General features: G+C 68.2%; 24 protein-coding genes and 2 pseudogenes. 14 read left to right on the top strand and 12 right to left on the bottom strand.

Annotated features, from left to right (window positions below; all coding sequences use genetic code 11):
• The 4 genes from BU28_RS0106335 to BU28_RS0106320 all read left to right on the top strand — a co-directional run.
• Nucleotides 1-336: transposase (locus BU28_RS0106335; protein WP_211254158.1), on the top strand; the 336-nt coding region annotated here is incomplete at its 5' end.
• A gap of 3 nt (nt 337-339) precedes the next feature.
• A complete protein-coding gene (locus BU28_RS22180) occupies nt 340-960 on the top strand; it encodes an ABC transporter ATP-binding protein (protein WP_051577893.1) in 621 nt (206 codons plus the stop codon).
• A 416-nt stretch (nt 961-1,376) separates the two neighbouring features.
• Nucleotides 1,377-2,420 carry a cation diffusion facilitator family transporter gene (locus tag BU28_RS0106325; RefSeq protein WP_081791283.1) on the top strand — a complete coding sequence of 348 codons (1,044 nt, stop codon included), beginning with the start codon at nt 1,377-1,379 and terminating at the stop codon, nt 2,418-2,420.
• Nucleotides 2,421-2,463: 43 nt separating this feature from the next.
• Nucleotides 2,464-2,775 carry an ArsR/SmtB family transcription factor gene (locus BU28_RS0106320; protein WP_051577892.1) on the top strand — a complete coding sequence of 104 codons (312 nt, stop codon included), beginning with the start codon at nt 2,464-2,466 and terminating at the stop codon, nt 2,773-2,775.
• Nucleotides 2,776-2,877: 102 nt separating this feature from the next.
• Here the strand turns inward: BU28_RS0106320 and BU28_RS22175 are convergent, their stop codons facing one another.
• Together BU28_RS22175 and BU28_RS0106310 are read right to left on the bottom strand one after the other, a co-directional pair.
• Nucleotides 2,878-4,038 (bottom strand): MFS transporter, encoded by a 1,161-nt coding sequence (locus tag BU28_RS22175; RefSeq protein WP_036762173.1) that lies wholly within the window; start codon nt 4,036-4,038, stop codon nt 2,878-2,880.
• Nucleotides 4,038-5,228 (bottom strand): serine hydrolase domain-containing protein, encoded by a 1,191-nt coding sequence (locus BU28_RS0106310; protein ID WP_028718724.1) that lies wholly within the window; start codon nt 5,226-5,228, stop codon nt 4,038-4,040. Before BU28_RS0106310 ends, BU28_RS22175 begins: the two co-directional genes overlap by 1 nt.
• Between BU28_RS0106310 and BU28_RS0106305 the strand changes: the two genes are divergently transcribed.
• The 6 genes from BU28_RS0106305 to BU28_RS0106280 all read left to right on the top strand — a co-directional run bounded on the left by BU28_RS0106305 (nt 5,228) and on the right by BU28_RS0106280 (nt 11,965).
• Complete coding sequence (locus BU28_RS0106305) at nt 5,228-6,265, top strand: LysR family transcriptional regulator (RefSeq protein ID WP_233145011.1); 1,038 nt, start codon at nt 5,228-5,230, stop codon at nt 6,263-6,265. The genes BU28_RS0106310 and BU28_RS0106305 overlap by 1 nt on opposite strands.
• A gap of 252 nt (nt 6,266-6,517) precedes the next feature.
• Entirely contained in the window at nt 6,518-7,657 is a 1,140-nt protein-coding gene (locus BU28_RS0106300) for an ABC transporter ATP-binding protein (RefSeq protein WP_028718722.1), read from the top strand.
• On the top strand, nt 7,648-8,616 hold the full coding sequence (locus BU28_RS0106295) for an ABC transporter substrate-binding protein (RefSeq protein WP_028718721.1): 969 nt from the start codon (nt 7,648-7,650) through the stop codon (nt 8,614-8,616). The genes BU28_RS0106300 and BU28_RS0106295 overlap by 10 nt, the downstream gene beginning before the upstream one ends.
• Before the next feature lie 6 nt (nt 8,617-8,622).
• The gene (locus BU28_RS0106290; RefSeq protein ID WP_028718720.1) at nt 8,623-10,344 is read left to right on the top strand and encodes an ABC transporter permease; all 1,722 of its coding nucleotides are present in this window, start codon (nt 8,623-8,625) and stop codon (nt 10,342-10,344) included.
• Nucleotides 10,332-11,363, top strand: coding sequence for an MBL fold metallo-hydrolase (locus tag BU28_RS0106285; RefSeq protein ID WP_028718719.1), 1,032 nt, complete (start codon nt 10,332-10,334; stop codon nt 11,361-11,363). Before BU28_RS0106290 ends, BU28_RS0106285 begins: the two co-directional genes overlap by 13 nt.
• A 17-nt stretch (nt 11,364-11,380) precedes the next feature.
• Nucleotides 11,381-11,965 (top strand): protein-tyrosine phosphatase family protein, encoded by a 585-nt coding sequence (locus BU28_RS0106280; RefSeq protein ID WP_028718718.1) that lies wholly within the window; start codon nt 11,381-11,383, stop codon nt 11,963-11,965.
• Between the two features lie 101 nt (nt 11,966-12,066).
• On the opposite strand, the gene BU28_RS0106275 is transcribed toward BU28_RS0106280, so the two are convergent.
• On the bottom strand, nt 12,067-13,203 hold the full coding sequence (locus BU28_RS0106275) for an MFS transporter (protein WP_028718717.1): 1,137 nt from the start codon (nt 13,201-13,203) through the stop codon (nt 12,067-12,069).
• Between the two features lie 128 nt (nt 13,204-13,331).
• Complete coding sequence (locus tag BU28_RS0106270) at nt 13,332-13,781, bottom strand: DUF1810 domain-containing protein (protein ID WP_028718716.1); 450 nt, start codon at nt 13,779-13,781, stop codon at nt 13,332-13,334.
• Between the two features lie 179 nt (nt 13,782-13,960).
• On the opposite strand from BU28_RS0106270, the gene BU28_RS24115 reads away from it, so the two are divergent.
• Complete coding sequence (locus tag BU28_RS24115) at nt 13,961-16,192, top strand: calcium-binding protein (protein ID WP_051577889.1); 2,232 nt, start codon at nt 13,961-13,963, stop codon at nt 16,190-16,192.
• A gap of 101 nt (nt 16,193-16,293) precedes the next feature.
• On the opposite strand, the gene katE is transcribed toward BU28_RS24115, so the two are convergent.
• From katE to BU28_RS0106240, 5 genes are all read right to left on the bottom strand, one after another.
• Entirely contained in the window at nt 16,294-18,411 is a 2,118-nt protein-coding gene (gene katE, locus BU28_RS0106260) for a catalase (RefSeq protein ID WP_028718714.1), read from the bottom strand.
• A gap of 203 nt (nt 18,412-18,614) precedes the next feature.
• Nucleotides 18,615-19,169: an SAM-dependent methyltransferase gene (locus tag BU28_RS22170; protein ID WP_051577887.1), complete on the bottom strand. Its 555-nt coding sequence runs from the start codon at nt 19,167-19,169 to the stop codon at nt 18,615-18,617.
• Nucleotides 19,156-19,848, bottom strand: a complete 693-nt coding sequence (locus BU28_RS22165) for a PIG-L deacetylase family protein (protein ID WP_051577884.1) — start codon at nt 19,846-19,848, stop codon at nt 19,156-19,158. Before BU28_RS22165 ends, BU28_RS22170 begins: the two co-directional genes overlap by 14 nt.
• A complete protein-coding gene (locus BU28_RS22160) occupies nt 19,845-20,885 on the bottom strand; it encodes an acyl-CoA dehydrogenase family protein (protein ID WP_051577876.1) in 1,041 nt (346 codons plus the stop codon). Before BU28_RS22160 ends, BU28_RS22165 begins: the two co-directional genes overlap by 4 nt.
• Complete coding sequence (locus tag BU28_RS0106240; protein WP_143809727.1) at nt 20,885-21,916, bottom strand: glycosyltransferase family 2 protein; 1,032 nt, start codon at nt 21,914-21,916, stop codon at nt 20,885-20,887. The genes BU28_RS22160 and BU28_RS0106240 overlap by 1 nt, the downstream gene beginning before the upstream one ends.
• A gap of 205 nt (nt 21,917-22,121) precedes the next feature.
• Between BU28_RS0106240 and BU28_RS0106235 the strand changes: the two genes are divergently transcribed.
• Together BU28_RS0106235 and BU28_RS0106230 are read left to right on the top strand one after the other, a co-directional pair.
• A complete protein-coding gene (locus BU28_RS0106235; protein WP_028718712.1) occupies nt 22,122-22,802 on the top strand; it encodes an SOS response-associated peptidase in 681 nt (226 codons plus the stop codon).
• A gap of 100 nt (nt 22,803-22,902) precedes the next feature.
• On the top strand, nt 22,903-23,952 hold the full coding sequence (locus BU28_RS0106230; protein WP_028718711.1) for an NAD(P)-dependent alcohol dehydrogenase: 1,050 nt from the start codon (nt 22,903-22,905) through the stop codon (nt 23,950-23,952).
• A 3-nt stretch (nt 23,953-23,955) separates the two neighbouring features.
• Here BU28_RS0106230 and BU28_RS0106225 read toward each other — a convergent pair whose 3' ends face one another.
• On the bottom strand, nt 23,956-24,654 hold the full coding sequence (locus BU28_RS0106225; RefSeq protein WP_028718710.1) for a GntR family transcriptional regulator: 699 nt from the start codon (nt 24,652-24,654) through the stop codon (nt 23,956-23,958).
• A 243-nt stretch (nt 24,655-24,897) separates the two neighbouring features.
• Between BU28_RS0106225 and BU28_RS22155 the strand changes: the two are divergent.
• A pseudogene (locus tag BU28_RS22155) lies at nt 24,898-25,183 on the top strand (transposase); the annotation flags it as partial.
• A 47-nt stretch (nt 25,184-25,230) separates the two neighbouring features.
• Here BU28_RS22155 and BU28_RS26580 read toward each other — a convergent pair.
• Both BU28_RS26580 and BU28_RS26230 read right to left on the bottom strand, forming a co-directional pair.
• Nucleotides 25,231-25,359: a hypothetical protein gene (locus BU28_RS26580; protein ID WP_269845836.1), complete on the bottom strand. Its 129-nt coding sequence runs from the start codon at nt 25,357-25,359 to the stop codon at nt 25,231-25,233.
• Nucleotides 25,360-25,518: 159 nt separating this feature from the next.
• A pseudogene (locus tag BU28_RS26230) lies at nt 25,519-25,672 on the bottom strand (IS256 family transposase); the annotation flags it as partial.

The raw sequence follows: 25,672 nt of genomic DNA, 5'->3' as shown, positions 1-25,672 counted from the left end.
TTCCTGTCAGCGGGGCAGACCTCCGACTGCATCGGCGCGCGGGCGCTGCTGTCCTCGATCCCCTCGGCCGGGGCGTTGCTTGCAGACCGGGGCCATGACGCCGACTGGTTCCGCAACGCGCTGATCGAGAGGGGCATTTCGCCGTGCATCCCCTCCCGCACCGGCCGCAAGGCCCCGATCCCGCACGACGCCAGCATCTATCGCCTGCGTCACCGGATCGAGAACATGTTCGCACACCTCAAGGATTGGCGGCGGATCGCAATCCGATACGACCGCTGCCCGATCCTGTTCCTCTCAGCCTGCGCTCTCGCCGCAACCGTCATCTATGGGTTGTGAGTCCTGACTCTAGGGCTGATCCCGCCTGTCGCGGGTGCGGTGATGCTGGGCGGAGCCCCGCTTGAGCAATGGTCGCGGCCCCGGATCGCGGCGCGGCTGGCGCATGTGCCGCAGGCACTGACCAGCCCCTTTGCCTTCACTGCGCTCGACATCGTTCTGATGGGAGCGGCGGCACGGCTTGGACCTTTCGCGCGCCCGGGCAGGGCCGAGACCGCCCGCGCGATGTCTGCGCTCGACCGGCTCGGCATCGCCGGTCTGGCAGGATCCGAGATCTATCGGCTCTCCGGCGGCCAGCGCCAGCTTGTGCTGATCGCCCGCGCCATCGCGCAAGAGGCCTCTGCGCTGATCATGGATGAACCCACGGCCAGCCTCGATTTCGCGAACCGCCGCCAGGTCGGTCGCGCCATCCGCGATCTGGCTCGCGAAGGCTGTGGCACCATCCTGTCCAGCCATGATCCCGACCATGCCGCGGCCCTGGCCGATCAGGTGCTGCTGATGGGACGCGTGGGGGTCCTTGCCAGCGGTCCGGCCAAGGACACCATGACCGAAGTCAATCTGTCGCGGCTTTATGGGATCGGTATCAAGCGCCAGCTTTCCGCATCCGGGCACCTGCATTTCTACTGACTGCGCCCATCGCGGCACCTTGGCTGGCGAATGCATCGCGCGGCTGCCGGACGCCGAGGGCGACAAGCCCGGACGGCCGCACGTCAAGCCCTGACCTGACGGCCGCCTTCACTTGGGCATTGCCATGCTCCGGACAGCGAAGGAAGGCTGTACAGGTTTGCGGCCATCTCCAAGCCCCCCCATGCGCTTCGGACCATATCTGCGCGAGCCATGCCCGGGCCTGATAGGCGCAAGGTTCATCGACGCTTTTCTCGTCACCCTTCGCATACCCTGGCCAGCTTGCCGTACCCTGTCCTGCCTGCTTGGAAAGGGGGTGCCCTTTTCACAGGCCGGCCTCACGGCCAAGCATTCCGGCCGGTTGACACTTATCATATGAATATATATTTAATCATTGAATCGAAACAGGGCGAACAGCAATGTCAGACTCCTCGCACAAGCATGTCGCCCACAAGGCCGATGACGCCTCCGACCTGGGCCGGGACGCCCGCAAGGGCCACGGCCATGATGGGCACGACCACGGCGGCCACGATCATGATCATGATCATGTCCCCACCGTAACCGCGGACAACGAGCGCAAGATCCTCGTGTCCTTCCTGCTGATCTTTTCCTTCATGCTGGTCGAAACGGCCGGCGGCATCATCTCGGGCTCGCTCGCGCTGCTGGCCGACGCGGGGCACATGCTGACCGATGCCATCGCCCTTGGCCTCGCCTATGTCGCCTTCCGCCTGGGCCGTCGTGCCGCAGACGGGCGGCGCACCTTCGGCTACGCCCGCTTCGAGGTGATCGCCGGGCTGATCAATGCGCTGACGCTGTTCGGCATCGTCGGCTGGATCGTCTTCGAAGCAATCGAACGCTTTCGCCAGCCGCAGCCCGTCATGGCCGGTTCGATGTTCGTCGTCGCCGTCATCGGCATGGCGGTGAACCTCTTCGTGCTCTGGTATCTGACGCGCGGCGATTCCGAGCACGTCAACGTCAAGGGGGCCGTTCTCCATGTGATGGGCGACCTGCTGGGATCGGTCGGCGCCATCGTCGCCGCCATCGTGATCTGGTATACGGGCTGGACGCCCATCGACCCGATCCTGTCGGTCTTCGTGTCGCTGCTGATCCTGCGCAGCGCCTGGAGCCTTCTGAAGAAGACGCTGCATATCCTTCTGGAAGGGGCGCCGACCGACGCCGAGCCGGGCAAGATCGCCGGGCACCTGAAAACGTCCGTGGACGGCGTGCGCGCCATCCACCATGTCCATGTCTGGTCGATCACCTCGGGCCGAGTCCTGGCCACGCTTCAGCTTCAGCCCGAACCCGGCGCCGACATTCCCCTGACCGTCCGCCGGGTGGAGCACGAGTTGAAGGAGCGCTTCGGCATCGAACACGCGACCGTCGGCATCGACTGGGACGGGATCAGCACCTGCAGCCTCGACGGGCCGGCGCCGGCCGGCTCCCATCATGGGCACGCCCATTGACAGCCCCTCGGACCCGACCCGACAGCAGCAAAGGATCGTTTCCATGACCCAGGCCGATGCCCTTTCCGCCCAGGAACTGACCATCCTGTCCGAAACCTTTCGCCTGCTGGGGGATTCCAGCAGGCTGAAGATCCTGCTCTCATGCTCGGCGGGACCGAAGACGGTCACAGAACTGTCCGAGGAACTGGCGCTGTCGCAGTCGCTCGTCAGCCACCACCTGCGCCTGCTGCGCGGTGCACGGCTGGTCAGGGGGGAACGGCAGTCCAAGAACGTCTTCTACGAGATCGCCGACCGGCATGTCAGCGGCATGATCTCGGACATGGTCATCCATATCCGAGAAGACGAGGAGGAATGACCCCGCCCCGTCATCACCCGAGCATGTGCCCCATTGCATGAAAACCGGGGGCCGCCCGGGCGCGATGTCCGTCAGCGGCACCGCGATGCATATGCCTTCCGGTCAGTGAGACGGCCGGGGCGTGGTATGGTCCCTCGTCGTCAGTACCGCCACCAGCGTCGCGCCCAGCAGCAGCAGAACCGCGGGCGCAAAGGCGGTGACGCCCAGCCAGCCCAGGATCAGGCCGCCGACGATGCCGCCCCCGGCAATCGCCGCGTTCCAGGCGGTGACCAGCATCGACTGGGCCACATCCACGGCCTCACCCGCCGTCCTGGCCAGCGCCGTCTGGAACAGGGTCGCCGCACCGCCAAAGGCCAGGCCCCAGACCGCCACGGCGATGACGATCAGCAGGGTGCTGCCCTGGCCAACGCCGATCATCAGCGCCGACAGGCCGAACAGCAGGATGCTGGCCAAAGTCAGCGCCTGCAGATGCCGGTCGATCAGCGCGCCGACGATCCAGATCCCCAGCAGCGAGGCGAGACCGAAGACCAGAAGCATCAGATCCGTCCGCTGATCCATGCCTGCCGCAGCCAGCAGCGGCGCGACATAGGTGTAGAGGATGTTATGCGCCAGCACGAAGCCAAGCACCACGGCCAGCACAGGGCGCACTCCGGGCAGGGTAAAGACACGCCCAAGCGGCATCCTTCGCCCCGCGCTTTGTCCGGCGAAATCCGGCAGATCAAGGCGCACCCACAGCATGACGCCCAGGGCGAGCAGGCTCATCAGGCCAAAGCACAGCCTCCAGCCGACCAGCGCGCCAAGGAAGGTGCCGGCCGGCACGCCCAGAGACAGCGCCAGCGGTGTTCCCGCCATTGCGATAGCGATGGCCCGGCCACGCTGATGGTCCGGCACCAGCCGCGCGGCATAGCCCGCCAGAAGTGCCCAGAGCAGACCAGCCGACACCCCTGCCAGAAAGCGCGCCGCCATGGTCAGGACATAGCTGCCCGATAATGCCGTGACGGTATTCGAAAGCGCGAACCCCGCAAGGGCTGCCAGCAGCAGGGGGCGGCGGCGCAGGCCCTGCGTCGCCGCGGTCAGCGGCATCGCGGCCATCAGCGAACCAAGCGCGTAGACCGTCACGGTCTGGCCGATCCAGGCCTCGGAGACGCCAAGACCCCGTGCCATCTGCGGCAGAAGCCCGGCTGGCAGGGCTTCGGTCAGGATGGTGATGAAGGCTGCGGCGGCAAGCGCCAGCAGCGCGGAAAGCGGCATTCGGGGCGCCATCACCGCAGATCCTCGGCCGCATAGACGGCATCGCGAAGATCGGTGACGAAACGACCCGACATGCCTTCGTAAAGCGTGTTGGTGAGGGCGACGACGCTGAGGCCGCGCGCCCGGTCCACGAACCAAGAATGCCCATAGGCGCCGCCCAAGCGCCAGGTGCCCGGCGATTCTGGCGACGCGGCCATATCCGGCGCACGCAGGACCGAAAAGCCCAGCCCGAAACCAAAACCCGGCGCGGTCGGCAGATCCAGCCCGTGGGTCTGGTCCCGCCCCATCTCGGCAATCAGTTCGGCAGGCAGAATCGGGGCGCCCCCCTTGCGCAGGGTCTCAAGCAGGCGCAGCAGATCGCCTGCGGTTCCGGCCATGCCCGCGCCGCCCGAGGGGAAGGCCCCCGCATCGAAGATCCGCGCAGGGCTGAAGGGGATGCCGACGGCGCCCTCGAAAGGCGAGACCACCTCGCCCTCGGCCAAAGGGTGCGGGCGGGGGGTGTCGCTGACATAGGCGGTCGCGACGCGGCCCGGATCGCGGGCGGCAAAGCCGGTGTCGGCCATCCCCAGCGGGCCTGTCACCAGCCGCGCCACCGCCACGTCCAGCGGCACCCCCTCGATCCGCGCGATCAGCCCACCCAGGACGTCCATGGCAAGCGAATAGCCCCATGCCGTGCCCGGCGCGTAAAGCAGCGGCACACGGGCCAGACGATTCAGGTTCTCGTCCAGGCTGATGCCCGATGCGTCCATGCCGTCCGAAACCCCGGCCCGCGCCAAAGGACCGGTGGTGTCGGCTTCAAGGAAGCGATAACCCAGCCCCGCCGTATGGCTGAGAAGTTGGCGCGGCGTGATCCGCGCGGGCTGGCCGTCGCCAAGGCGGAACTGCAACGCCGGCAGCCACTGCGCGATATCGCCGTCAAGATCCAGCCGTCCCCGCGCCACCAGCACAAGCGCCGCGGTCGAGACGATGGGCTTGCTGACCGATGCCAGCCTGAAAATCGTCTCCATGGTCATCGGGCGCCCGGTTTCGCGGTCCGCGCAGCCTGCGGCCTGCTGATGGACGATCCGTCCATCACGCGCGACCAGCACCACCGCGCCGACCAGACGCTCTGCGTCGATGGCATCCTGAACGATGCGCCCGATGCTTGCGTCACAAGCCGCGGGCGGGGTGCCCGCGCGAGAGGAGTTTAGCGATATCGTCATTGCAGGCTCTCCGGAGATTTCTGATGCCAGACGATAGAATTCGCGGTATCACGGAAAAAGTCGGGCGCGTTTCCGTGTTATGCGGACTGAACTGTCCGCAATATGAGGCGATGATGGATGGGCTGAGCGGCGTTACGGTCTTTGTTCAGGTTGCCGAAACCCGCAGTTTCGTGGCCGCCGGACGGATGCTTGGGATCTCTGCCTCTGCCATCGGCAAAAGCGTGGCGCGACTGGAGCAGCGCCTTGGCGTGCGGCTGTTCCACCGCAGCACCCGCAGCGTCGCCCTGACCGCAGAGGGCGCGCTGTTTCTCGAACGCTGCCGCCGCATCCTTGCCGAACTCGAGGCGGCCGAACTTGAACTGTCACAGGCCAGCGCCGCGCCGCGTGGACGGCTGCGCGTCAGCCTGCCGCTGGTCAGCTCGCTTGTCTTGCCGGTGCTGGGCGACTTCATGCAGGCCTATCCCGAGGTCGAGCTGGATCTGGATTTCACCGATCGGATGGTCGACGTGATCGAGGAAGGGTTCGATGCCGTGATCCGCACCGGCGAGCCCGCCGATTCCCGGTTGTCGGCGCGCCGCCTGGGCCGGTTCCGGCGCCATCTGGTCGCCTCGCCGGACTATCTGGCGCGACGCGGTGTGCCGCAGACGCCGGCGGATCTGACCGGCCACAGCTGCCTTCACTATCGCTTCCCGAACAGCGGCAAGCTTGAAACATGGGATATCAGGCGTCATGACGGTGAGCCGGAACTGCACCTGCCGACGTCGATGATCTGCAACAATATCGAGACGCGGATGTGCTTTGCGCTGCAGGGTCTCGGAATTGCCTTCCTTCCCGATTTCGCCATCCACCCGCAACTGGCCGATGGCCGGCTGGTTCCGGTGCTGACCGATCATCTCGAAAGCACAGGGGTGTTCCACGTCCTCTGGCCGGCAAGCAGGCATCCGTCGCCGAAGGTTCGGGCGCTGGTGGATTTCCTTTGCGCGAAGGTTTTCCCGAGAGAGAGCGGAGCCTTTCCCGCGCCCGATCCGCTCGATTGAGACCTGCCCCGTGTGAGAGGGGCCTCAGAGTCCCCGCAGTCCAGCCAACGCTCAGGCCCGGTGCCAAAACGGTGGCGGGCGCAGGCGCACCGGCTGGCGCATCGCGGCACATCAGCCGAACATCCTGACGCCCGCGCGATCCCCCCGCGACCCAAGCCGCAAGCTTCATCAAGGTTTTACAGAATGGCTACGCGCCTGTCATGCGGCCGCTGCATCAGTCGCGCCGGAATGACAGGAAAGGGACAGCGCGGCATGACGGGTTTGCGGCTGTCGAACATCGGCAAGAGCTATGGCGAGACCAGGGTTCTGTCGGGTATCGACCTTGACATCGCGGCGGGTGAATTCGTGGCCGTGCTGGGCCCCTCGGGCTGCGGCAAGACCACCCTGCTGCGGCTTGTCGCGGGCTTCGACCGCCCCGATCAGGGCACGATCGCCCTGGGCGACCGGCCGGTGGCGGGCGGAAACGTCATGGTGCCCCCGGAAGGGCGCGGCATCGGCATCGTGTTCCAGAACTATGCGCTGTGGCCGCATATGTCGGTGGGGGAAAACGTCGGCTATGCGCTGAAGGTCGCGCGCTTGCCCCGGGCGGAACGCGCGGCGCGGGTGGCCCGCGCGCTGGACACCGTCAACCTGACCCCCTTTGCCGGCCGCCGCCCGGCGGATCTGTCGGGCGGGCAACGCCAGCGGGTCGCGCTGGCGCGCTGCCTGGCCGCCGGCTCGAACCTGGTGCTGCTGGACGAGCCGCTGGCCAACCTGGATGTGCATCTGCGCGCCACGATGGAAGAGGAGTTCCGCCGCTTCCACCGCGAAAGCGGGGCGACGCTGGTCTATATCACCCATGACCAATCCGAGGCGATGGCGCTGGCCGACCGCATCGCGGTAATGGACAAGGGCCGCCTGCTGCAATGCGCCAGCCCCCGGCAGCTGTATCGCGAACCCGCCGACGCCACGGTGGCCGCCTTCATCGGGAACGGCCTGGTGCTGGCGGTCGAGAACCTGCGCCCCATGGCAGGCGGCCTTGCCATGGCGGACCTGCTGGGATCGCGCGTCCGGCTGCGCTGCCATGGGGCGGAAACCGCCCGACCCTTCGCCATGGCCTCGACCCATCCCGCCGATATCCAGCCCGCTCATCCGGGCGAGGCCGGCATCCCTGCCCGCGTCATCGCGCGCAGCTATCGCGGCGGCAGCTGGTCCTATGAACTGCGCCCCGAGACGGATCCGTCCCTTCGGCTGCCCATGGTGCTGCCCGACACGGCGGCGGCGCCCGAACCGGGCGCGCGCCTTGACCTGGCCTTCCGCGACCTCTGGGCCATCCCGCCTGCCGGCGCCCCGGGTCCCGGCACGGCACCGACCTCCTCCTCGCATCTTACGGAGCAATTCCAATGCGCCTGACTGCCACCACCCTTGCCCTGATGCTGTCCGCGACCGCGGCCTCGGCACAGACCACGCTGACGCTCTATACCTCGCAATCGCCGGAAATCGCGCAGCAGACCGTCGATGCCTTCATGGCCAAGCACCTCGACATCACCGTGGAATGGATGCGCAACGGCACCTCGCAGTTGATGAACATCCTGTCCGCCGAACAGCAGGCCGGCGGCATCAAGGCCGATGTGCTGCTGGTTGCCGACAGCATCAACCTGGGCACGCTGAAAAGCCAGGACCTGCTGCTGGCCTGGCCCGAGGCGCCGCTGGAGGGCATCGACCCGCTGATGTATGACGCCGACAAGACCTTCTTCGGCACCAAGATCTCGTCCACCGGCATCGTCTACAACACCCAGATCGCCGAACCCGTCAACGGCTGGGCCGATCTGTTCCAGGACGCCAACGCCGGCCAGATCGTCGCCCCGAGCCCGCTTTATTCCGGCGCGGCCTTGGTCCACATGCATTCGCTGCTGCAGGATCCGACCCAGGGCTGGGGCTATTACGAACGCCTGAACGCGCTTGGCGTGGTGCCCGAGGGCGGCAACGGCCCGGTGCTCAAGGCCGTGGCTGGAGGCCAGGTGAAATACGGGGTCAACATCGACGCGGACGTCCAGCGTGCCAGGAAGGCGGGCTCGCCGGTGGAATTCGTCTATCCGACCGAAGGCGCCACCTTCTTCACCGAGCCGGTGGCGATCCTCGCCAACACCGATCAGGTCGAGGCGGCAAAGACGTTCGTCAGCTTCGTTCTGTCCGAGGATGGCCAGAAGCTGGCTGCCGAACAGGGCTATATCCCGGTCAACCCCAAGGTAGCCTCGCCCGAGGGCATGCCCGCGCTGTCCGAGATCAAGCTGATGCCGCTGGACGCCGACCGCGCGGTGGCCGAGGATGCCGAGGCCCGCGCCCGGTTCACCGAAATCTTCGGCGGCTGACCGGGAATGACCGTCATTCCGCAAAGCAAGGGGGCGCCGCGCGCGCCCCTTTTCCGGCTTTCCTCGGAAAGCATCGTGCTGGCCCTGCTGGCCGTGCTGATCCTGTCAGTGTCCGTCGCGCCGATGTTGCGGCTGGCGCAGGCGGCGCTGTTCGATGACGGCGGGCTGGCGGTCGAGCGGCTGGCAAAGCTGTTCTCGCGCCCGCAGACCGGGGCCGCGATCTGGAACACCGTCCAGATCTCGCTGGCCTCGACCCTCGTTTCCGTGCTGGTCGGGACGATCTTCGCGGTCATCATGGTGCAGACCGATCTGCGCGGCAAATCGGCGCTGGTCTTTGCCTTCGTGCTGCCGCTGATGATCCCGCCGCAGGTGACGGCCATGGCCTGGATCCAGGCCTTCTCGCCCTCCAGCCCGGTACTGGGCCTTCTTGGCCTGTCGATGGAGGCGGGCACGCGGCATCCCCTGTATTCCAAGGCCGGGATCATCCTGCTGCTGGGGATCTACAATGCCCCGCTGGTCTATCTGGCGATGCAGGCCAGCCTGCGCCGCATTCCGCTGGACCTGGCCGAGGCGGCGCGGGCAGCCGGCGCCAGTCCGGGCCGGGTGCTGCTGACCGTGATCCTGCCCCTGGCGCGCGGCGGCATGGTGGCGGCGGCCAGCCTTGCCTTCGTCTCGGCCATCGGGAATTTCGGCATTCAGGCCATGCTGGGCATTCCCGCGCGGGTGCCGACGCTGATCACCCAGATCTATCAGCAGATCAACGGGCTGGGGCCAGGCGCCCTGCCGAACATGGCGGCATTGTCCCTGGTGCTGACCGCGCTGACCGTGGCGGGCGTGCTGCTGGCCGCGCGCGATCGCAGCGATACCCGCGTCGATCTGGGCAGCCGGCCCCTGATGCTGCCGCTGGGACGAAGCGGCGCCGTGATCGCGGCGCTGCTCTGGACCTATCTCGTCGTCTCGCTGCTGCTGCCCCTGTCGGCGCTGGTGCAGACATCGCTGGTCCCCGCATACGGCCTGCCGTTGACGGCAGAGACGATGACGCTGAAGAACTACGTCTCGGCGCTGTTCCAGCAGGTGTCGCTGCGTGATGCCTTTGTCACCTCGCTCTGGTTGACGCTGGTCACCGTGGGCTTTCTGATGCTGGTCTCGGTTTTCCTTGGCTATTTCCTGACGTGGCGGCGCGGGCCCTTGGTGCGGCTGCTGCATTTCGGGTCCGAGGCCGCCTATACCCTGCCCGGCATCACCCTGGGCGTCGCGATGATCCTGCTGTTCCTGCGGCCGTTGCCGGGGATCGGGGTTTCGATCTATGGCACGCCCTGGATCATCCTGGCGGCCTATGTCGCGGGCTTCTTTGCGCTGGCGCTGCGCCCGGTGCTGTCGGGCTATGCCCAGATCGACCGCGCGCTGGAAGAGGCCGCCCGGGTCGCCGGCGCGGGCTTCCTGCGCCGGATGCGCGACGTGATCTGGCCGCTGATCGCGCCCACCGCCATCGCCGCCGCCGTGATCGTCTTCATGACCGCGATCAACGAGATCCAGACCTCGATCCTGCTGATCTCCTCGGGCACGCGCACCATCGGGCCCATGATCATCTTCCTTGAGGAAGGCGGGGCCTCGACCCTTGCCGCCGCCGTGGGCTGCCTGATGATCCTGGGCGTGCTGGCGCTGATGCTGCTGTCGACGGCCCTGTCGCGGTTCCTGCCCAAGGGGGTGTTGCCATGGCAGTTCTGACCGTCTTCAGCGGGCTCGGCGGCAAAACCCCGGCGGCCTTTCTGCTGGAAATCGCCGGGCGGCGCATCCTGCTGGACCTGGGCGAGGGGCCGACACCCGGCCAGCGCCCGGACCTGGACGGCATCGGGCGGGTCGATGCGATCTTCCTGTCCCATGCCCATATCGACCATGTGGGCGCCATCGACCTTTGGCCGCGGCTGGGCCCCCCGCCGGTCTTTGCCACCCGCATCACCTTCGATGCCCTGCCGCTGCTGGGCCTGCACCTGCCGCCCGAGGCGTGCCACGACCTGCCCTTGCAGGGGCCTGCGCACCTGTTGGACCTGCCCGTTTCGGTCGGCCGCAGCGGGCACGCCCTGGGCGGCATCTGGCTGCATCTGCCACAGCAGGGCGGCGCGCTTTACATGGGCGACTGGAGCCGCGAATCCGGGCTTCTGCCCTTCGATCCGCCGCCTCGGGCCGATCTGGTGATTACCGATCTGTCCTATGGCGACCGCGATCAGGCGCTGGCCCAGCAGGTGCCGGCGCTGGCGGACAGCATCGCGCCCGGAACGGTGCTGCCGGTGCCGATCCTGGGGCGCGGCGCAGACATGGCGCGGCGGCTGGCCGCCCTTGGCCTGTCGCCCGTGGTCTGCCCGCAGGTCCGGGCCGAGTTGCAGGGGGCCCTGCCCGACCTGCGCTGCGTCGCCACCGCATCCGAGGCGCGCGACAGCGACGTGGTCATCGCCGCCGATACCGAGCGCGCCGGCGACCTGGTGCCCTGCCTGATCGCCGATCCGCGAGGCTGGCGCTTCGTCTTTACCGGCCATGTCGCGCCGGGCAGCCCGGCGGCCGGGCTGATCGCCGAGGGGCGCGCCAGCCGTCGGCCCTGGAACGTGCATCCCCGCGCCCGGGACCAGCTTTGGCTGGCCCATGTCACCGGCGCCCGCCATCTGGTCCCCGCCTTCGGCGCGTCGCGCGACGCCCCGGACCTCGCGCGCGCCCTGGCCCCGGTCTGGCGACCGGGCCGCACCTGCCCCTAAGGAAGAAAGCCAAACCCATGCTGGTCACGGAAACCGCCCGCGAACGGGCCGAGAACGATACCCCGATCCTTGTCCCGGTCCATGACCTGGCCCTGCCGCAAGGCCGGGTCTGCCGCCTTTACGTCGGCAACCAGACCGGCGCCAGCGATGGCGCGGCGCTGCTGGCGGCGGGCATCACGTCATCGCTGAACGTGTCGCTGAACATCGACGTCGCCCCCCTGCAACTGCCCGACGGCATCCATGTGCGCCGTGCCAAGGTGGGACTGATCGACGGGGCGGGCAACACGCCGGCCCACCTTGCCGCCGCCGTGCTGGCGCTGGAAGGGTTGGTCACGCAGCCGAGCCCAGGCAAGCCGCACTATCCCGCCCATCGCGCCGGGCATGTGCTGGTGAATTGCCGGGGCGGGCGGTCCAGGTCGGTGATCGTGCTGGCGATCTATCTGCATCTGCGCGCCCGCGCGACGTTCCCGACGCTGGACAGCGCGGTGTCCCATGTCTGCAGGGCGCGCGGCAGTTCGGACACCTACCCGCTGCCCCCGATGCTGGATCTGGCACGCGCGGTCCTGGCCAGCGAAGGCCTGACCGCCCTGCTGCGCGATTAGCCCGTCCCGGTAGGGATCGGTGCCGCATCAAGCGGGCACGCGACGCTGTGCGGGATCGGGTTCGGCCACCGGCCATGGACCCGAGCTTGCAGGAAGGCCCCCTACCGCCCGGCTCCGGCCACCCGTCTCGCGGTTGCGGGGATGATCCCCAGAAGCACGGCCAGCAGGGCGAAGGCCGCCACCAGGTCGAACCTGTGGGCGACAAAGCCCAGCAGGGCGGGGCCAAGCAGGATGCCGCCGTATCCGACCGTCGTGACCGCCGCGATGGCAAGCGCGGGCGGCATGACGGATTGCCGCCCGGCCAGGCTGAAAAGCACCGGGACGATGTTCGCCGCGCCCAGCCCGATCAGTGCAAAGCCCGGCAGGGCGAGGATGGGGCCGGGGGCCGCCAGCAGAAGCCCCAGCCCCAGGACCGCGAGGCCGCCGCCCAGCGCCAGGATGCGGGCGTCGCCAAGGCGCGCCACGACCCTGTCGCCGGTCAGGCGGCCCAGCGTCATCGCGCCGGAAAACAGCATGTAACCCAGCCCGGCCTGGGCAGGCTCCAGCAATCCGCGGGCCGTGACCAGCAGCGCGCCCCAGTCCAGGATCGCGCCCTCGACCAGGAAGGTGATCGCGGCGAGAAGCGCCAGCACAAGGACGCTTCCATGCGGCAGGGCAAAGGGCACCGGCGCGCCGGCCCGGGCCGTCAGCAGGCGCGGCCAGGCCACCAGCAGCGCCGCCAGCGTCAGCAGGCTGCCGCAAGCGGCCGCCAGGGCCGGGCCAACCCCTGTCCCCAGCAGCAGCGTCACCCCGCCCGCGCCCGCAAAGCCGCCGATGCTGTACATCGCGTGAAAGCCCGACATCATCGGCCTTGGGGCATCGCGCTCGACCTCGACCGCATGGATGTTCATGGCAACATCGAGCGTCCCGAGCGCGGCCCCGAAGGCCGCCAGCGCCAGGGCCAGCAGGGCTGCCGACTGCGCCAGCACCAGCAGCGGCAAAAGCAGCACCAGCGCCAGCCCGCCCCCCAGGATCAGGGGCTTGCTGCCGACCCGGGCGGCCAGCCCGCCGGTCAGCGGCATGGCCGCGACCGCCCCCACGCCCAGGCACAGCAGCAGCAGGCCCAGGCCGGCCTCATCGACGCCGACATTGCGCTTGGCAAAGGGCACGAGCGGCGCCCAGCAGGCCATGGCGAACCCCGCCGCCAGGAAGGAAAGGCGCGTGGCCAACCGCGTTTCGGGGCGATCGTTGCCTGTCATCCTGGAATCCTTCCTCGCAAACGCCCGGGCAGGCAGCATGGCCGCCCCGATGCAAGGCCCTAGCATCCCGCGCACCGGGATTGAATGGGGGACCAGAGAGCCAGGCCCAGGCCACACGGCGCGGCGTCCTAGGAGGTGCCGCCCAGCCTTTCCAGGGTCAGGCGGCAGGGCGTCCCGTCGAAGAACCTGTCGATCAGCTCACCGAAGGGCGAAGGCCGGCGGGCGACGGCCCCGAACAGCGTTGCGGAGGAACGCAGCTTGACCGCATCGACCGGGCCGAAGATCGCCTCGGCGGTCCGGTCGCCGTGGGTCAGCACGGCCTCGGCACAGTCGATCAGGCGGCGCCCAAGCAGCGGATGGTCCAGATAGCGCCGCGCCTCGTCGGCGTCCTCGATGCCATAGAACCATGCGGTGCGGGACTGCCCCAGCCCCCGCAACTGGGGAAACACGAACCACATCCAATGGCTCTGCTTGCGGCCCTGGCGCAGTTCGGCAAGCGCGCGGTCATGAACACCCTCCTGCGCGGCGGTGAACCGCTCCAGCGCGGCGGGATCGTCATCGGCGGGGGTCCGGGGCATCGCGTCCTCCTGTCCGGAAACGGGTAGCATCCCTGCCCGGCCGCCGCCAGCGTCGCGAGGGCGTCACCGGGGCGCGCTGCTCCGCAGAAAAACCTAACGAATAGCCAAGTTCCCAAGGCCGCGATGCGGGCGGACAATTACCCTTATTTGTCCAAGTTGAAAAAGCAAGGGAGTTTACGATGACACTGGTTTTCTGGAATTCCGGCAGTGCGATCCGCTCTGCCTCGTCCGAGGGTCTGCACGTCGTCGCCACCGGCGACGGGATCCATATCTCGACCCTGGTGGACGGCGCCTATCGCCTGGTGAACTATGGCGTCCTGGGCGGCTATCTGGGCTTTGACGACATCATCAGCGGCCCCGGGCGCATCCAGGACCTTGCGGCCGGCCGCGACGGCACGATCTGGGCCGCGGTCGAATACGACTATGCCGCGCCCGACATCGACGCCTATGTGATCGGCGAGGACGGCGCGGCCCGGACGCCCACCGCGGCAACGACCACCGAAACCGTGGGCGATTTCACCGTGCTGGCCGACGGACGCACGGCGCTGCTGTACGGGACCTCGGGTGCCTCGGGGCTGACGGCGGTATCGCTTTTCCTGCCGGACCGCGCGCCGATACCGATCCTGACCGGCGGGGTCAGCGGCTCGTTCACCAGCCCCACGCTGTCCCAGCTGTCCAACGGCAACATCGTCGTGTCCTGGATCGCAAACTATCTGACCGCCCCGACGGTGCGCGTGCAGGTCCTGGACGTGAACGGCAACCCCTTGTCAGGCAGCGTGCCCGTCGCCACCGGACCGAACATCGCCTCCCTTGAATCGACCGCGCTCGGGGACGGGCGGGCGCTGCTGACCTGGCAGGACGTGACGGCGGGCACGATCTCGTTCATCGTGCTGAACCCCAACGGCACCCCCACCAGCCCGCGCCAGGACATCCACGAGGATTTCGCCATCCTGCCCGAGGTCGTCAGCCTGCGGGACGGCGGCTTCCTCATCGCCTATACCGGCTATTACGGCACGGAAGGCGACGGATCGGTCGATGGCGACGTGGTGCTGCGCCGCTTCGACGCGGACGGCACGCTGCTGGACACGCTGCGCGTGGACCTGCCCGGCGACCAGGTGCTGCGCGACATCACCGAAATGCCCGACGGACGGATCGCGATCATCTACCAGACCGAGACGGGCGATTCGACGAACACCTTCCAGGACATCGTCCGCATCGTCGATCCTCGGGGCGACCTGATCCGCGGCACCGCGGGTCCGGATCATATCGTCGGTAGGCATGCGGGAACGGCCATCCAGGCCGGGGACGGAAACGACACCCTGCGGGGCCTTGAAGGCAGCGACAGCCTTTATGGCGGGAACGGGAACGACTTCCTGACCGCCGGCCAGGGCAACGACCTGCTGGCGGGCGGGCTTGGGGCCGACACGCTGCAGGGCGACCTGGGTGCGGACACGATGGTCGGAGGCGCGGGCAACGACCTTTACGTCGTGAACAGCGCCGCCGACCAGATCGTCGAATATGCAGGCGGCGGCCTCGACAGCGTGCAAAGCGCGGCCAGCCTGACCCTGGCCGCGCATGTCGAGAACCTGGTCCTGGCGGGCGGCGCCAACCTGAACGGCACGGGCAACGCATCGAACAACCTGCTGACCGGGAACGGCGGCAACAATGTCCTGTCGGGCCTTGCCGGCAATGACACGCTGCAGGGCGGCCCGGGGGCGGACAGGCTGATCGGCGGCACCGGGGCGGATTTCATGTCCGGCGGCTTCGGCAACGACGTCTATTCGGTGGACAATGCGGGCGACAGGGTGCTGGAGCTTGTCGGCCGGGGGATCGACACCGTCCTGAGTTCGGTGAACCTCGCCCTGTCCGCGAATGTCGAGCGGCTGACGCTGACCGGCTTCGCCGATCTGCGCGGCATCGGCAACGCCCTGGGCAATCTTCTGACCGGGAACAGCGGCGCGAACGTTCTGGCGGGGATGGACGGCAATGACACGCTGACAGGCGGCATCGGCGTGGATACCCTGGCGGGCGGCGCGGGCGCGGACAGGCTGCTGGGCGGCCGGGGCGCGGACCGGCTGGCGGGCGGTGCGGGTGCCGACACCTTCGTCTTTGCCGCGCTGTCGGATTCCACGGCGGCGGCGGTTGGACGCGACATCATCAGCGACTTCAACCGGACCCAGGGCGACCGCATCGACCTGGGCGCGCTGGACGCCGTGGCGGGCCTGCCCGGCAACCAGGCCTTTTCCTATATCGGAGGGGCGGGCTTTACCGGCCAATCCGGGCAGTTGCGCGCCCAACTGGCCGCAGGGGGTACCCTGATCCTGGCCGACGTGAACGGCGACCGCGTGGCGGATTTCTCGATCCTTCTGGACGACAGCCTGGCGCTGGGGGCGAATGCCTTCATCCTTTGACCACGGAAAAGGGGGGGGGCAGGTCCCGCAAGACCTGCCCCCCTTATGGGATCCGTCCATGCCGCCGGCGCACAAGGCCGCGCGGCAGAAGCCTTCCGCCATCAGGCCGGCAGCTTGACCTTGCTTTCGCGCGGCCACAGGCGCAGCTGGCGGCAGGTCTTCACGAAGCCCGCGAAATCGTCGGGCCCGCCGATGCTGACGAACCCCTCATCCGGTTTCACCCCGGCCTTGGCAAACAGCGGGGCGGCGGCATCGACATGGGCGATGAACTTGCAATGGGCAAAGGCATCCGCCACGAAGTCGCGCGCCGTCGCCTCCTGTTCCAGCTCGGCGGCACCCTCGGGGCTGACGATGATCGCCACCGCGTCGTAAAGAACCGACGGCCCGCCGTCGATCATCTGCTTGGCCGGGATCAGCGTGCCGTCCGCCGCCTCGACGCCGCCGACGCGCGGGGCGACGATCTCGACCATCGCGCCTTCGGCCATGGCCGCCTGTTCAAGCCCCTGAAGCAGCGCTGCGTCGATCCCGTCGCTGACCAGCACGCCGATCTTGCGGCCGGCAAAGCTGTCGGGCCCGTTCAGGATGATGCTCAGCGCGTCCGAGGCCGGCAGATCGGTGCGCGGCGCGACCGCCGCATCCGCAGGCTGCGGAAGATCGCGCAGCCCCAGCTTGGTCGCGACCGTCCGGGCCAGATCCTGGTCGATGTTCAGCAGATGGGACACCATGCGTTCGCGGATCGCGGGGGTTTCCACCTTGGACAGCTCGAACGTCAGGGCCATCGCGATATGCGTCTGCTCGACCGGGGTCTGGCTGATATAGAACTGCCGCGCTTGGCTGTAATGGTCGGCAAAGCTTTCCGGCCGCAGCCGGACCTTGGGTCCATCGGCCGTGGCGGGATAGGACCGGAAGCCCTTCCTCGGGTCCTCGCGCGGGCCCTCGCCCCAGGAGTTCGGTTCGTAATTGACGCGACCGCGCGGGTTGCGCATCGCCATGTGCCCATCCTGCTGGAAATGATGGAACGGGCATTTCGGCGCGTTGATCGGCAGATGCGTGAAATTGGGCGAACCCAACCGCTTCAGTTGCGTGTCGAGATACGAGAAGTTGCGCCCCTGCAGCAGCGGATCGTTCGAGAAGTCGATCCCCGGCGGCACGTTCTGCGTCATGAAGGCGACCTGCTCGGTTTCCGCGAAGAAGTTGTCGGGCAGCCGGTCCAGCACCATGCGGCCCACGGGGATCGGGGGCAGCACTTCCTCGGGGATGATCTTGGTGGCGTCCAGGACATCGAAATCGAACTTGTCGGCGAAATCCTGATCGAACAGCTGTACGCACAGCTCCCATTCCGGATAGTTGCCGGACTGGATGGCATCCCACAGATCCCGGCGGTGGAAATCGGGATCGGCGCCGTTGATCTTGACCGCCTCGTTCCACAGCACCGACTGCATCCCCAGCTTGGGCTTCCAGATGAACTTGACGAAGGTGGATTCGTCCTTGTCGTTCAGGAAGCGGAAGCTGTGGACGCCGAAGCCCTCCATGAAGCGGAAGGAACGCGGGATGGCGCGGTCCGACATGATCCACATGATCATGTGCATGCTTTCCGGCGTCAGCGAGATGAAGTCCCAGAAGTTGTCATGCGCGGTCTGCGCCTGCGGAAAGGCGCGGTCCGGTTCGGGCTTGGCGGCATGGACCAGGTCGGGAAACTTGATGGCGTCCTGGATGAAGAAGACGGGAATGTTGTTGCCGACCAGGTCCCAGTTGCCCTCGCGGGTATAGAACTTGACGGCAAAGCCCCGCACGTCGCGCGCCAGGTCGAACGAGCCCTTGGACCCCGCCACGGTCGAGAAGCGCACGAAGACCGGGGTCTTTTCGCCCGCCCGCTGGAAGATGTCGGCGCGGGTGTACTGGGCCAGCGACTCGTAGGTCTCGAAATAGCCGTGCGCGCCATAGCCGCGCGCATGGACGACGCGTTCCGGGATGCGTTCATGGTCGAAGTGAAAGATCTTTTCGCGGAAATGCGAGTCCTCCAGCAGCGCGGGGCCGCGGGCCCCCTGGCGCAGCGTGTTCTGGTCGTCCGCGACCGGCGTGCCCTGGGCCGTGGTCAGGATCGGCATGTCCCCCTGCGCGGTCTGGTGCAGCTCGCCCCCCTGCCCGCGGGCGACGGATTGGTCGTGGATCCGGGCCGTTTCCGACGGGGCGTTTCCGGGGTTCGTCTTCTTGTCCATGCTAGCGTCTCCTGCTGGCTGTAAAGCGGGGTCTTGGGCGCGCCGCACGATCCCGCGCGGCGCAAGGTGGAAACACGGTGCCGGGATCGGGTCGACGCAGGCTGGCATGCCGCCGGCGCGCCCTGCCGAAACCACCGCTGGCCGGCAAGACAATTCGCCAGCGCGGCGCTTGTTCCCGACAAAGGCTGTCATGGCGCCGTCCGTCATCGGCTGAACACGTCGATGCGAAAGCCGTGAAAGGCGCTGGTCACGCCCTCGCCCAGGGTCCGGGACAGGCGGGCCACCGCGCCGGGCCCATCCAGCGGCTCGTCCGTGGGGCCGGTCCAGTTGACGGCGATGACCCGGCCGCGCGCCCGATCAAGCAGCCACTGCCCAAGCTGGTCGATCTCGGCCGGCTGCAGAAAGTAAAGCACCTCGGACAGCAGGACCAGATCGGGACGCAGCGGCGGCAGGTCGGCAGGGGCCGCCCCCTCGATCACCTCGGCCTGCGGCTGGTCAGAAAGCGCCCTGCGCGCCGCCCGGATCGCGGCCGGGATGCAGTCCATCGCCACCAGGCGCCTGCACCGGGGCGCCAGCAGCCGCGCCAGCGTGGCATTGCCGCAACCGATTTCCAGCGCCTCGGCAAAGGGGCCGGGGCCTATGGCGGCAAGGGTGCGCTTGAACTTCTCGGCCTCATAGGGGCTGGTGCGGTGCTGCCAGGGATCGTCGCTGGCCGCATAAAGCCCGGCAAGATGGTCAAGGACATCACGGCTGGGCAAGGACGATCTCCGGATGTTCAAGGAAATGACGCTGGCGCCAGTCCTCCATGACAAAGCCTTGCGGGTCGTCCTCGATCAGGGCGCTCATCTGGCTGCGGTGACAGGCCAGCGCCGCCGCCTTGGCCCGCCGCGCCGCATCCGAGGACCGCAGAAGCCGGGCCGGCGCGGCATGGTCGGTGAACCGGCCCCAGATCGGATAGAAGCGCAGGGCGATGTCGGGGCGGATCGCCCCGACCGCCTGCGCCAGCCGCGCCACGCTCAGATGGTCGCAATGGGGGTCACGCGCCCAACTGGCCAGCACAAGCGCACCCTGCGGGATCAGCGCGGCAATGGACGCGACCGTATCGGCATCCTCGGGCACGGCGCAGTCGGCATGCCCCAGCCAGTGCATGCGGGCCGCGGGCGCCAGGATCTGCATGGCAGCCTCAAGTTCGGCCCGGCGCTGCTGAGCCAGACGCGGCGCGGGCCACTGCATCGAGTTCGGATGCGACCGGCTGCCGTCGGTGACGCAGACCACATGGCAGGACACGCCCTGGCTTGACGCATCGTGCAGCAGGGCACCGCATCCCAGCGTCTCGTCGTCGGGATGCGGGGACAGGACGACCAGCGCCCGCCCGCCCAAGAGATCGTCGACCGAGATGCCGGGGGCGCCTGCCAGCGCGTCCAGAAACCCGCTCATGGCAGCCACCTCTGGCGCAGGGCGGGGTTGGCAAGGATGCGTTCCGTCGCGGCATGGCCCAGCCCGTCCGGGTCGGCCTGGCGGATGTAAAAGCTCAGGTCGCGGCGGATGCGGTCGACGGGATGGGCGGTCGCAAAGGACGCCGCGCCCAGCGCCTGGTCGACATCATTCATCACCGCGACCGCAGCCTCGGCTGTGACCAGGCGGGCCAGGATCGCCGTTTCCGCATCCTCGGACGTGGCAGAGGGACGCTCGACGGCGCAGGCGGCATTCTCCAGCCACAGCCGCACCGTCTCGCAGGCGGTCATCATCCGGCGCAGCCGCTGGGCCTGCAGGGGCGCGTCCGCCCTGCCCCGGCGCTGCAACTGGTCGGCGGCGATGGCGGCCAGCGCCTGCATCGCCCCCAGCTGGACGGCGGCGTAGCGCCAGACGCCGCCCTGGAAATGCGGCTCGCGCTGGTAATCGCCCGGCCCGCCCAGCAGGATGGCGTCCGCCACCGCCAGCCCCTCCAGGTCGCAGCGCCCCGAGGCCGTGGCCTTCATCCCCGACACGGACCATTCCTGGGGGAACAGGCGTCCTTGCAACTGATCGCGGCGCAGCAGGACAAGCTGGGGGCGGCCGTCGGGGTGCTTCACGGCGACGATGACCCGGTCCAGCACATCGGCGCCGCTGGCGAACAGCTTCTGCCCGTGCAGGACCCCGTTCCGGATATGCGCGGGATCGGGCCCGTCTGCGCCCCAGACGCCCAGCAGGTCGCCTTGCGCGATGCCCTCGGTCGGCCCGCCGTGCAGGCGCAGCAACTTGACGGCGTTCACATGACCCTCGAACAGGCGGCCCGCGGAAAGGCTCGCACGCCCGACCGTGACCAATGCCCGCATCAGCACGCGAGGGTCGGCGGGATGATGGGCCAGCGTGTCGCAGGCTGCCAGCAGTCCGCTGTCGCGCAGCGCGGCCACCAGGGTCGGGCCCGAGGGGCCATCCTCACCATCGGGCGGGGCGCTGGCCAGCAGGCGCCCGGCATCGTCGATTTGCCGCATCAGACCGCCCCGCCCCCAAGCGAGCGTTGCCAGTCGGCGTATTGCGGCCGCACCATGGTTTCCACGAATGCGCGCAACCGGGGCAAGGCCGCCTCGAGGTCCGAGGCGCGCAGGCGGCGGCCGACCGGCAGGCTGCGGTCGGGATAGACGGTCATCATGCCGGTCCGCGCCCGCTGCCACAGCATCGCGAGGAACTCGGGCGCCAGCATGGCCTGGTCGGCCAAGGGATCGTCGTCCTGCATCCGGCTGCGCAGGCATTCCGCCATGCCGCCCGCCGCCCGCCCGTCCAGCCGCCCCGAGACGCGGGCGCGCATGTCCCGGCTGTAGGTGATCGCCAGCCCATGGGTCCCGGCCAGATGGACCAGCGCCCGGTCCTCGCTGGAACACAGCGCCGGCAGCCCGCCGATATGGCGATAGCGGTCGGCGCGGATGGCCATGCAGGCGCCGGATTCGACGTAATGGGGACGCTGCTCGCCCCGGGGCTGGCGCCCGGTCATGCGGTCGATGCAGTGACGGATTTCATGCACCAGCGCGCCATAGGGGGCCTCGATCCGGGCGATCCGCGCGACCGAGGGGCAGGCCAGGATATCGCCCAGATCCGCCTCGATCACGCCGCAGACCAGGTCGGCGCCGGCCTCGACCGCACGCAGCGCCGCGACCATCCAGCCGGGGTCCATGACCGAATCCGCGTCGGTCGTCATCACCAGCGCGCCGCTCCGCGCCGCCCGGTCCATCGCCAGCCGCCGGGCGCGGCCGGCGCTTGCCTCACCGTCGGGAAAGGTGATCTCGTGCAGGTCCAGCGTCACGGCGGGATGGCGAAAGGCCCGCAGCAGGGCGGCGCTGTCGTCGGTGCAGTTGTTCGCCACCGCGTCCAGCACGACCGGCAGGGCCACGGCATCGGCCGCCTCGGCCAGGCTGGTCAGCAATCCCTCCAGCCGCTCGGCTTCGTTGCGGATCGGCACCGCCACGCGGATCTGCGTGATCGGGGCGCATCGGCGCGAAGACCGGGCAAGATGAAGGGGCAGGTCCATGGGCTTCTCCGCAACGTCGCGCGACACCAACGCCGCCGCTGCGGGCCTGTTCCCTCATGGCAAGCTTTGTGAATTCCGGGGCTTATGGCGGACCGCGCGCCAAAGTGTCGGACGCCCCCCGGACAAGGCGCCGCAAGGCACTTTCCCCCTGCCCCGCGTTCTGGCATTGTTCCCGCCACGCCCCCCCCCCACGCCGGAGCCGCCGATGTGCAATCTTTACGCCCAGATCGCCAGCCAGGACCGGCTGCGCCATGTCCTTGACGCGGTCGTCGAGGACGACGACGAGGTGATCGAGGACCTGACCGGCAACCTGCCCGCGCAACCCGGCATCTTTCCCGACTATCCGGCCCCGATCGTCCGGCGGACGCCGTCCGGCGTGCAGCTGATGCGGGCGCGCTGGGGGATGCCCTCGCCGGCCTTCGCGCTCAAGGGCAAGCGCACGGACCCGGGCGTCACCAACATCCGCAATGTCGCCTCGCCCCACTGGCGCCGCTGGCTGGGGGTCGAGCACCGCTGCCTGGTGCCGCTCACCAGCTTTTCCGAAATCGACGGCAGGCCCGAGGCGCCGCGCAACCATCCGGTCTGGTTCGCCGTGGCCGAGGATCGGCCGCTGGCCTTCTTTGCAGGGATATGGACGCGCTGGACCTCGGTCCGCAAGCTGAAAGAGGGAGAGGTCGCCGCCGACCTGTTCGGCTTCCTGACCTGCCCGCCCAACGCCGAGGTCGCACCGGTCCACCCCAAGGCGATGCCGGTGATCCTGACCGAGCCCGCGGAATGGCGCCTGTGGCTGACCGCCCCCGCGCCCGAGGCGCTGGCCCTGCAACGCCCCCTGCCCGACGGCCTGCTGCGTATCGTCGCCGAAGGCGCGCGCGAAGATGCCGGCTGATCCCGCCTGGGATCGACGCCCCGCCCGGGGGCAGGCATGATGCCACACCGAACGGCCCGCGGATCTGCCTCGTCGGGCCCCGCACACCAAGGAGCACGCCATGACCGTCCTTGCCTATGGAACCCCGGCTGCGGACCATCCGCTGGAGCGGATGGAGATCGCCCGCCGCGAACCCGGGCCCCATGATGTCCAGATCCGGATCGTCTATTGCGGTATCTGCCATTCGGATCTGCATCAGGCGCGCAGCGAATGGGCGGGCACGCTTTATCCCTGCGTGCCGGGGCACGAGATCGTCGGCCGCGTCGCCGCGGTCGGCAGCCATGTGCGCAGCCACGAGCCCGGCGACCTGGTTGGCGTGGGCTGCATCGTCGACAGCTGCCAGGACTGTCCGGATTGCGCCGAGGGGCTGGAAAACTACTGCGACGGCATGGTCGGCACCTACAACGGCCCGACCCAGGACCCGCCGGGCCACACCTTGGGCGGCTATTCCCAGTCCATCGTGGTCCACGAACGCTATGTGCTGAAGATCACCCACCCCGAGGACCAGCTGGCCGCCGTGGCGCCGCTGCTTTGCGCGGGCATCACCACCTATTCGCCCCTGCGCCACTGGGGCGCGGGTCCGGGCAGGAAGGTCGGCGTCGTGGGCATCGGCGGCCTCGGGCATATGGGCGTCAAGCTGGCCCATGCCATGGGCGCGCATGTCGTGGCCTTCACCACCTCGCCCGAGAAGGTCGCGGACGCCAGGGCACTGGGCGCCGACGAGGTCGTGGTGTCGCGCAACCCCGAGGAGATGGCGGACCATGCGCAAAGCTTCGACTTCATCCTGAACACCGTCGCCGCGCCGCACGATCTGGACGCTTTCCTGGCGCTTCTGAAACGCGACGGCACCATGACGCTGGTCGGCGGGCCGGCAACCCCGCATCCTTCGCCCAATGTCTTCAACCTGATCATGAAGCGGCGCAGCCTCGCGGGCTCGATGATCGGCGGCATCCCCGAGACGCAGGAGATGCTGAACTTCTGCGCCGAGCATGGCATCGTGGCCGATATCGAGATGATCCGCGCAGACGAGATCGAGACCGCCTACGAACGCATGCTGAAGGCCGACGTGAAGTACCGCTTCGTCATGGACATCGCCACGATGGCGGGATGAGCGTCAGCCGGCGGGCGGGCCCTGGCCCTGCCCCCTGTTCCCCGGCAGGTGGTGCAGGAGCGACGAACAGGCGCCCATGATATGGGCGTAAAGCAGGCGTTCGGCCCGCTTTGCATCGCCCGCCCGGCAGGCTGCAAGGATCTCGCGATGTTCGCGGTCGGCCTTGCCCTGGCCGGCCGACAGGGCCAGTTGGACGCGCAGATAGCGTTCCAGCCGGTCGTTGACCGACCGGATCGTGCTGACCAGGAACGGCCGCTGCGCATCCAGGTAAAGGCGGCTGTGGAACTGCCAGTTCAGCGCCGACCACTGCGCCACGTCCGTTTCCCGGGCGAAGGCGTCGCAGAACCCCTCTGCCTCGCGGAAGGTCTCCTCGGTCATGTGCGGCACCGACAGCCGGATGGCATTCGATTCCAGGATGGCGCGGGTTTCGAAGATCTGGGCGATCTCGGGTTCGGAGACCGAGGTGACGACCGCGCCCTTGTTGCGCTGGAATGCGACCAGCCCCTCGGCCTCGAGCCGCTTGAGCGCCTCGCGCACGGGGATCTTGCTGACGTTGAACAGCCGGGCGACCTCGTCCTGGCGGATCGGCTCGCCCTCGTCCAGGGAACCGTCCGAGATGGCGTTGCGCAGGAATTTCAGGATCACGTCCGACGCCGTAGGCGCGGCGCCCAGGTTCGGGGCCTGAATATCGTTCAACGGCATGCGCTGTCCCCCTGTCCCGGCATGGGGCGACGATATCGTAGACGATATGCTCGGGCAAGGTGGCGCGGGGATCAGCGCAACTCGGCCAAGCCCGCAAGCGCCTGCAGCATGGCGCAGCATTCGGCCAGTTCGGCGGCGGTGATGTATTCGTCCGGCCGGTGCGCGCGCGTGATGGTAATCCTCCCCATGGTCAATGGGATGCGTGAGTAGAATTTTCTCGGAGCGTGAGCTGAGGAGATTGCGATGAAGAAGACCCGATTTACCGAGTCGCAGATCATGGGCGTGCTGCGTCAGGCCGAGGGCGGGCTGGCTGTGCCGGAACTGTGCCGCCGCTTGCGGATCAGCAGCGCGACGTTCTACAAATGGCGCGCCAGGTATGGCGACATGGATGCGGCCATGATGGGCCAGATGAAGGCGCTCGAGGATGAGAACCGGCGGCTGAAGCGCATGTTCGCGGATCTCAGCATGCAGGCGGATCTGCTCAAGGAAAGCCCTTGGAAAATATATGGTTCGCTCTGCGGCTGCAAGGTTGTCGTGCATGGCCGTCCGGCTTGCGTGAATGTAGCCGACCTCTGGTCAGTCAGCCGCTTTTGGCGGCAAGGCCTTGATGAGATTCGCGCCTCGGGTTCCAGATTGGTGGTGCGGGATCGGGTCCCGCTTTTTTTTGCGCGTGGCTTGCCCGAGGTCGATCAACCGTTTGGTCATCACTTTCCCCTGCAATCGGTTCTGCGGTCGTCTGGTCAGTTCAGGGCTGCCCCCTTCGACTGTAGATAGACGGTGCCAGGCTTGGTCAGGATGGTCCAGACGATCCGGGTCAACTTGTTGGCCAGCGAGCTATGGCTGAATTTGGGTGACGCGGCTTGATCAGGCGGCGCGGCTTTGGCTGGCATCATCAGGGACGACGCCATCGGTGAATCTGACGCCTTCGATGACGCGTGGCAACTGGTTTGTGCCGTTGAGCTTGCGCGACTTCTTCGATGCGGCCCGGACCAGGGTGAAGACCATCAGCTTCGCGGTC

It is taken from the genome of Paracoccus yeei ATCC BAA-599 (genome assembly GCF_000622145.1).
Classification (GTDB): domain Bacteria; phylum Pseudomonadota; class Alphaproteobacteria; order Rhodobacterales; family Rhodobacteraceae; genus Paracoccus; species Paracoccus yeei.
Note: the sequence above shows the minus strand (reverse complement) of the source record. Positions and strands in the feature narration are given on the sequence as shown.

What these genes read in the sequence shown, in the direction of transcription:
- BU28_RS0106325 (WP_081791283.1), top strand. Translation starts at nt 1,377, where the DNA reads ATGTCAGACTCCTCGCACAAGCATGTCGCCCACAAGGCCGATGACGCC.
- BU28_RS0106320 (WP_051577892.1), top strand. Translation starts at nt 2,464, where the DNA reads ATGACCCAGGCCGATGCCCTTTCCGCCCAGGAACTGACCATCCTGTCC.
- BU28_RS22175 (WP_036762173.1), bottom strand. Translation starts at nt 4,038, where the DNA reads ATGGCGCCCCGAATGCCGCTTTCCGCGCTGCTGGCGCTTGCCGCCGCA.
- BU28_RS0106310 (WP_028718724.1), bottom strand. Translation starts at nt 5,228, where the DNA reads ATGACGATATCGCTAAACTCCTCTCGCGCGGGCACCCCGCCCGCGGCT.
- BU28_RS0106300 (WP_028718722.1), top strand. Translation starts at nt 6,518, where the DNA reads ATGACGGGTTTGCGGCTGTCGAACATCGGCAAGAGCTATGGCGAGACC.
- BU28_RS0106295 (WP_028718721.1), top strand. Translation starts at nt 7,648, where the DNA reads ATGCGCCTGACTGCCACCACCCTTGCCCTGATGCTGTCCGCGACCGCG.
- BU28_RS0106290 (WP_028718720.1), top strand. Translation starts at nt 8,623, where the DNA reads ATGACCGTCATTCCGCAAAGCAAGGGGGCGCCGCGCGCGCCCCTTTTC.
- BU28_RS0106285 (WP_028718719.1), top strand. Translation starts at nt 10,332, where the DNA reads ATGGCAGTTCTGACCGTCTTCAGCGGGCTCGGCGGCAAAACCCCGGCG.
- BU28_RS0106280 (WP_028718718.1), top strand. Translation starts at nt 11,381, where the DNA reads ATGCTGGTCACGGAAACCGCCCGCGAACGGGCCGAGAACGATACCCCG.
- BU28_RS0106275 (WP_028718717.1), bottom strand. Translation starts at nt 13,203, where the DNA reads ATGACAGGCAACGATCGCCCCGAAACGCGGTTGGCCACGCGCCTTTCC.
- BU28_RS0106270 (WP_028718716.1), bottom strand. Translation starts at nt 13,781, where the DNA reads ATGCCCCGGACCCCCGCCGATGACGATCCCGCCGCGCTGGAGCGGTTC.
- BU28_RS24115 (WP_051577889.1), top strand. Translation starts at nt 13,961, where the DNA reads ATGACACTGGTTTTCTGGAATTCCGGCAGTGCGATCCGCTCTGCCTCG.
- katE (WP_028718714.1), bottom strand. Translation starts at nt 18,411, where the DNA reads ATGGACAAGAAGACGAACCCCGGAAACGCCCCGTCGGAAACGGCCCGG.
- BU28_RS22165 (WP_051577884.1), bottom strand. Translation starts at nt 19,848, where the DNA reads ATGAGCGGGTTTCTGGACGCGCTGGCAGGCGCCCCCGGCATCTCGGTC.
- BU28_RS22160 (WP_051577876.1), bottom strand. Translation starts at nt 20,885, where the DNA reads ATGCGGCAAATCGACGATGCCGGGCGCCTGCTGGCCAGCGCCCCGCCC.
- BU28_RS0106240 (WP_143809727.1), bottom strand. Translation starts at nt 21,916, where the DNA reads ATGGACCTGCCCCTTCATCTTGCCCGGTCTTCGCGCCGATGCGCCCCG.
- BU28_RS0106235 (WP_028718712.1), top strand. Translation starts at nt 22,122, where the DNA reads ATGTGCAATCTTTACGCCCAGATCGCCAGCCAGGACCGGCTGCGCCAT.
- BU28_RS0106230 (WP_028718711.1), top strand. Translation starts at nt 22,903, where the DNA reads ATGACCGTCCTTGCCTATGGAACCCCGGCTGCGGACCATCCGCTGGAG.
- BU28_RS0106225 (WP_028718710.1), bottom strand. Translation starts at nt 24,654, where the DNA reads ATGCCGTTGAACGATATTCAGGCCCCGAACCTGGGCGCCGCGCCTACG.
- BU28_RS26580 (WP_269845836.1), bottom strand. Translation starts at nt 25,359, where the DNA reads ATGACCAAACGGTTGATCGACCTCGGGCAAGCCACGCGCAAAAAAAAG.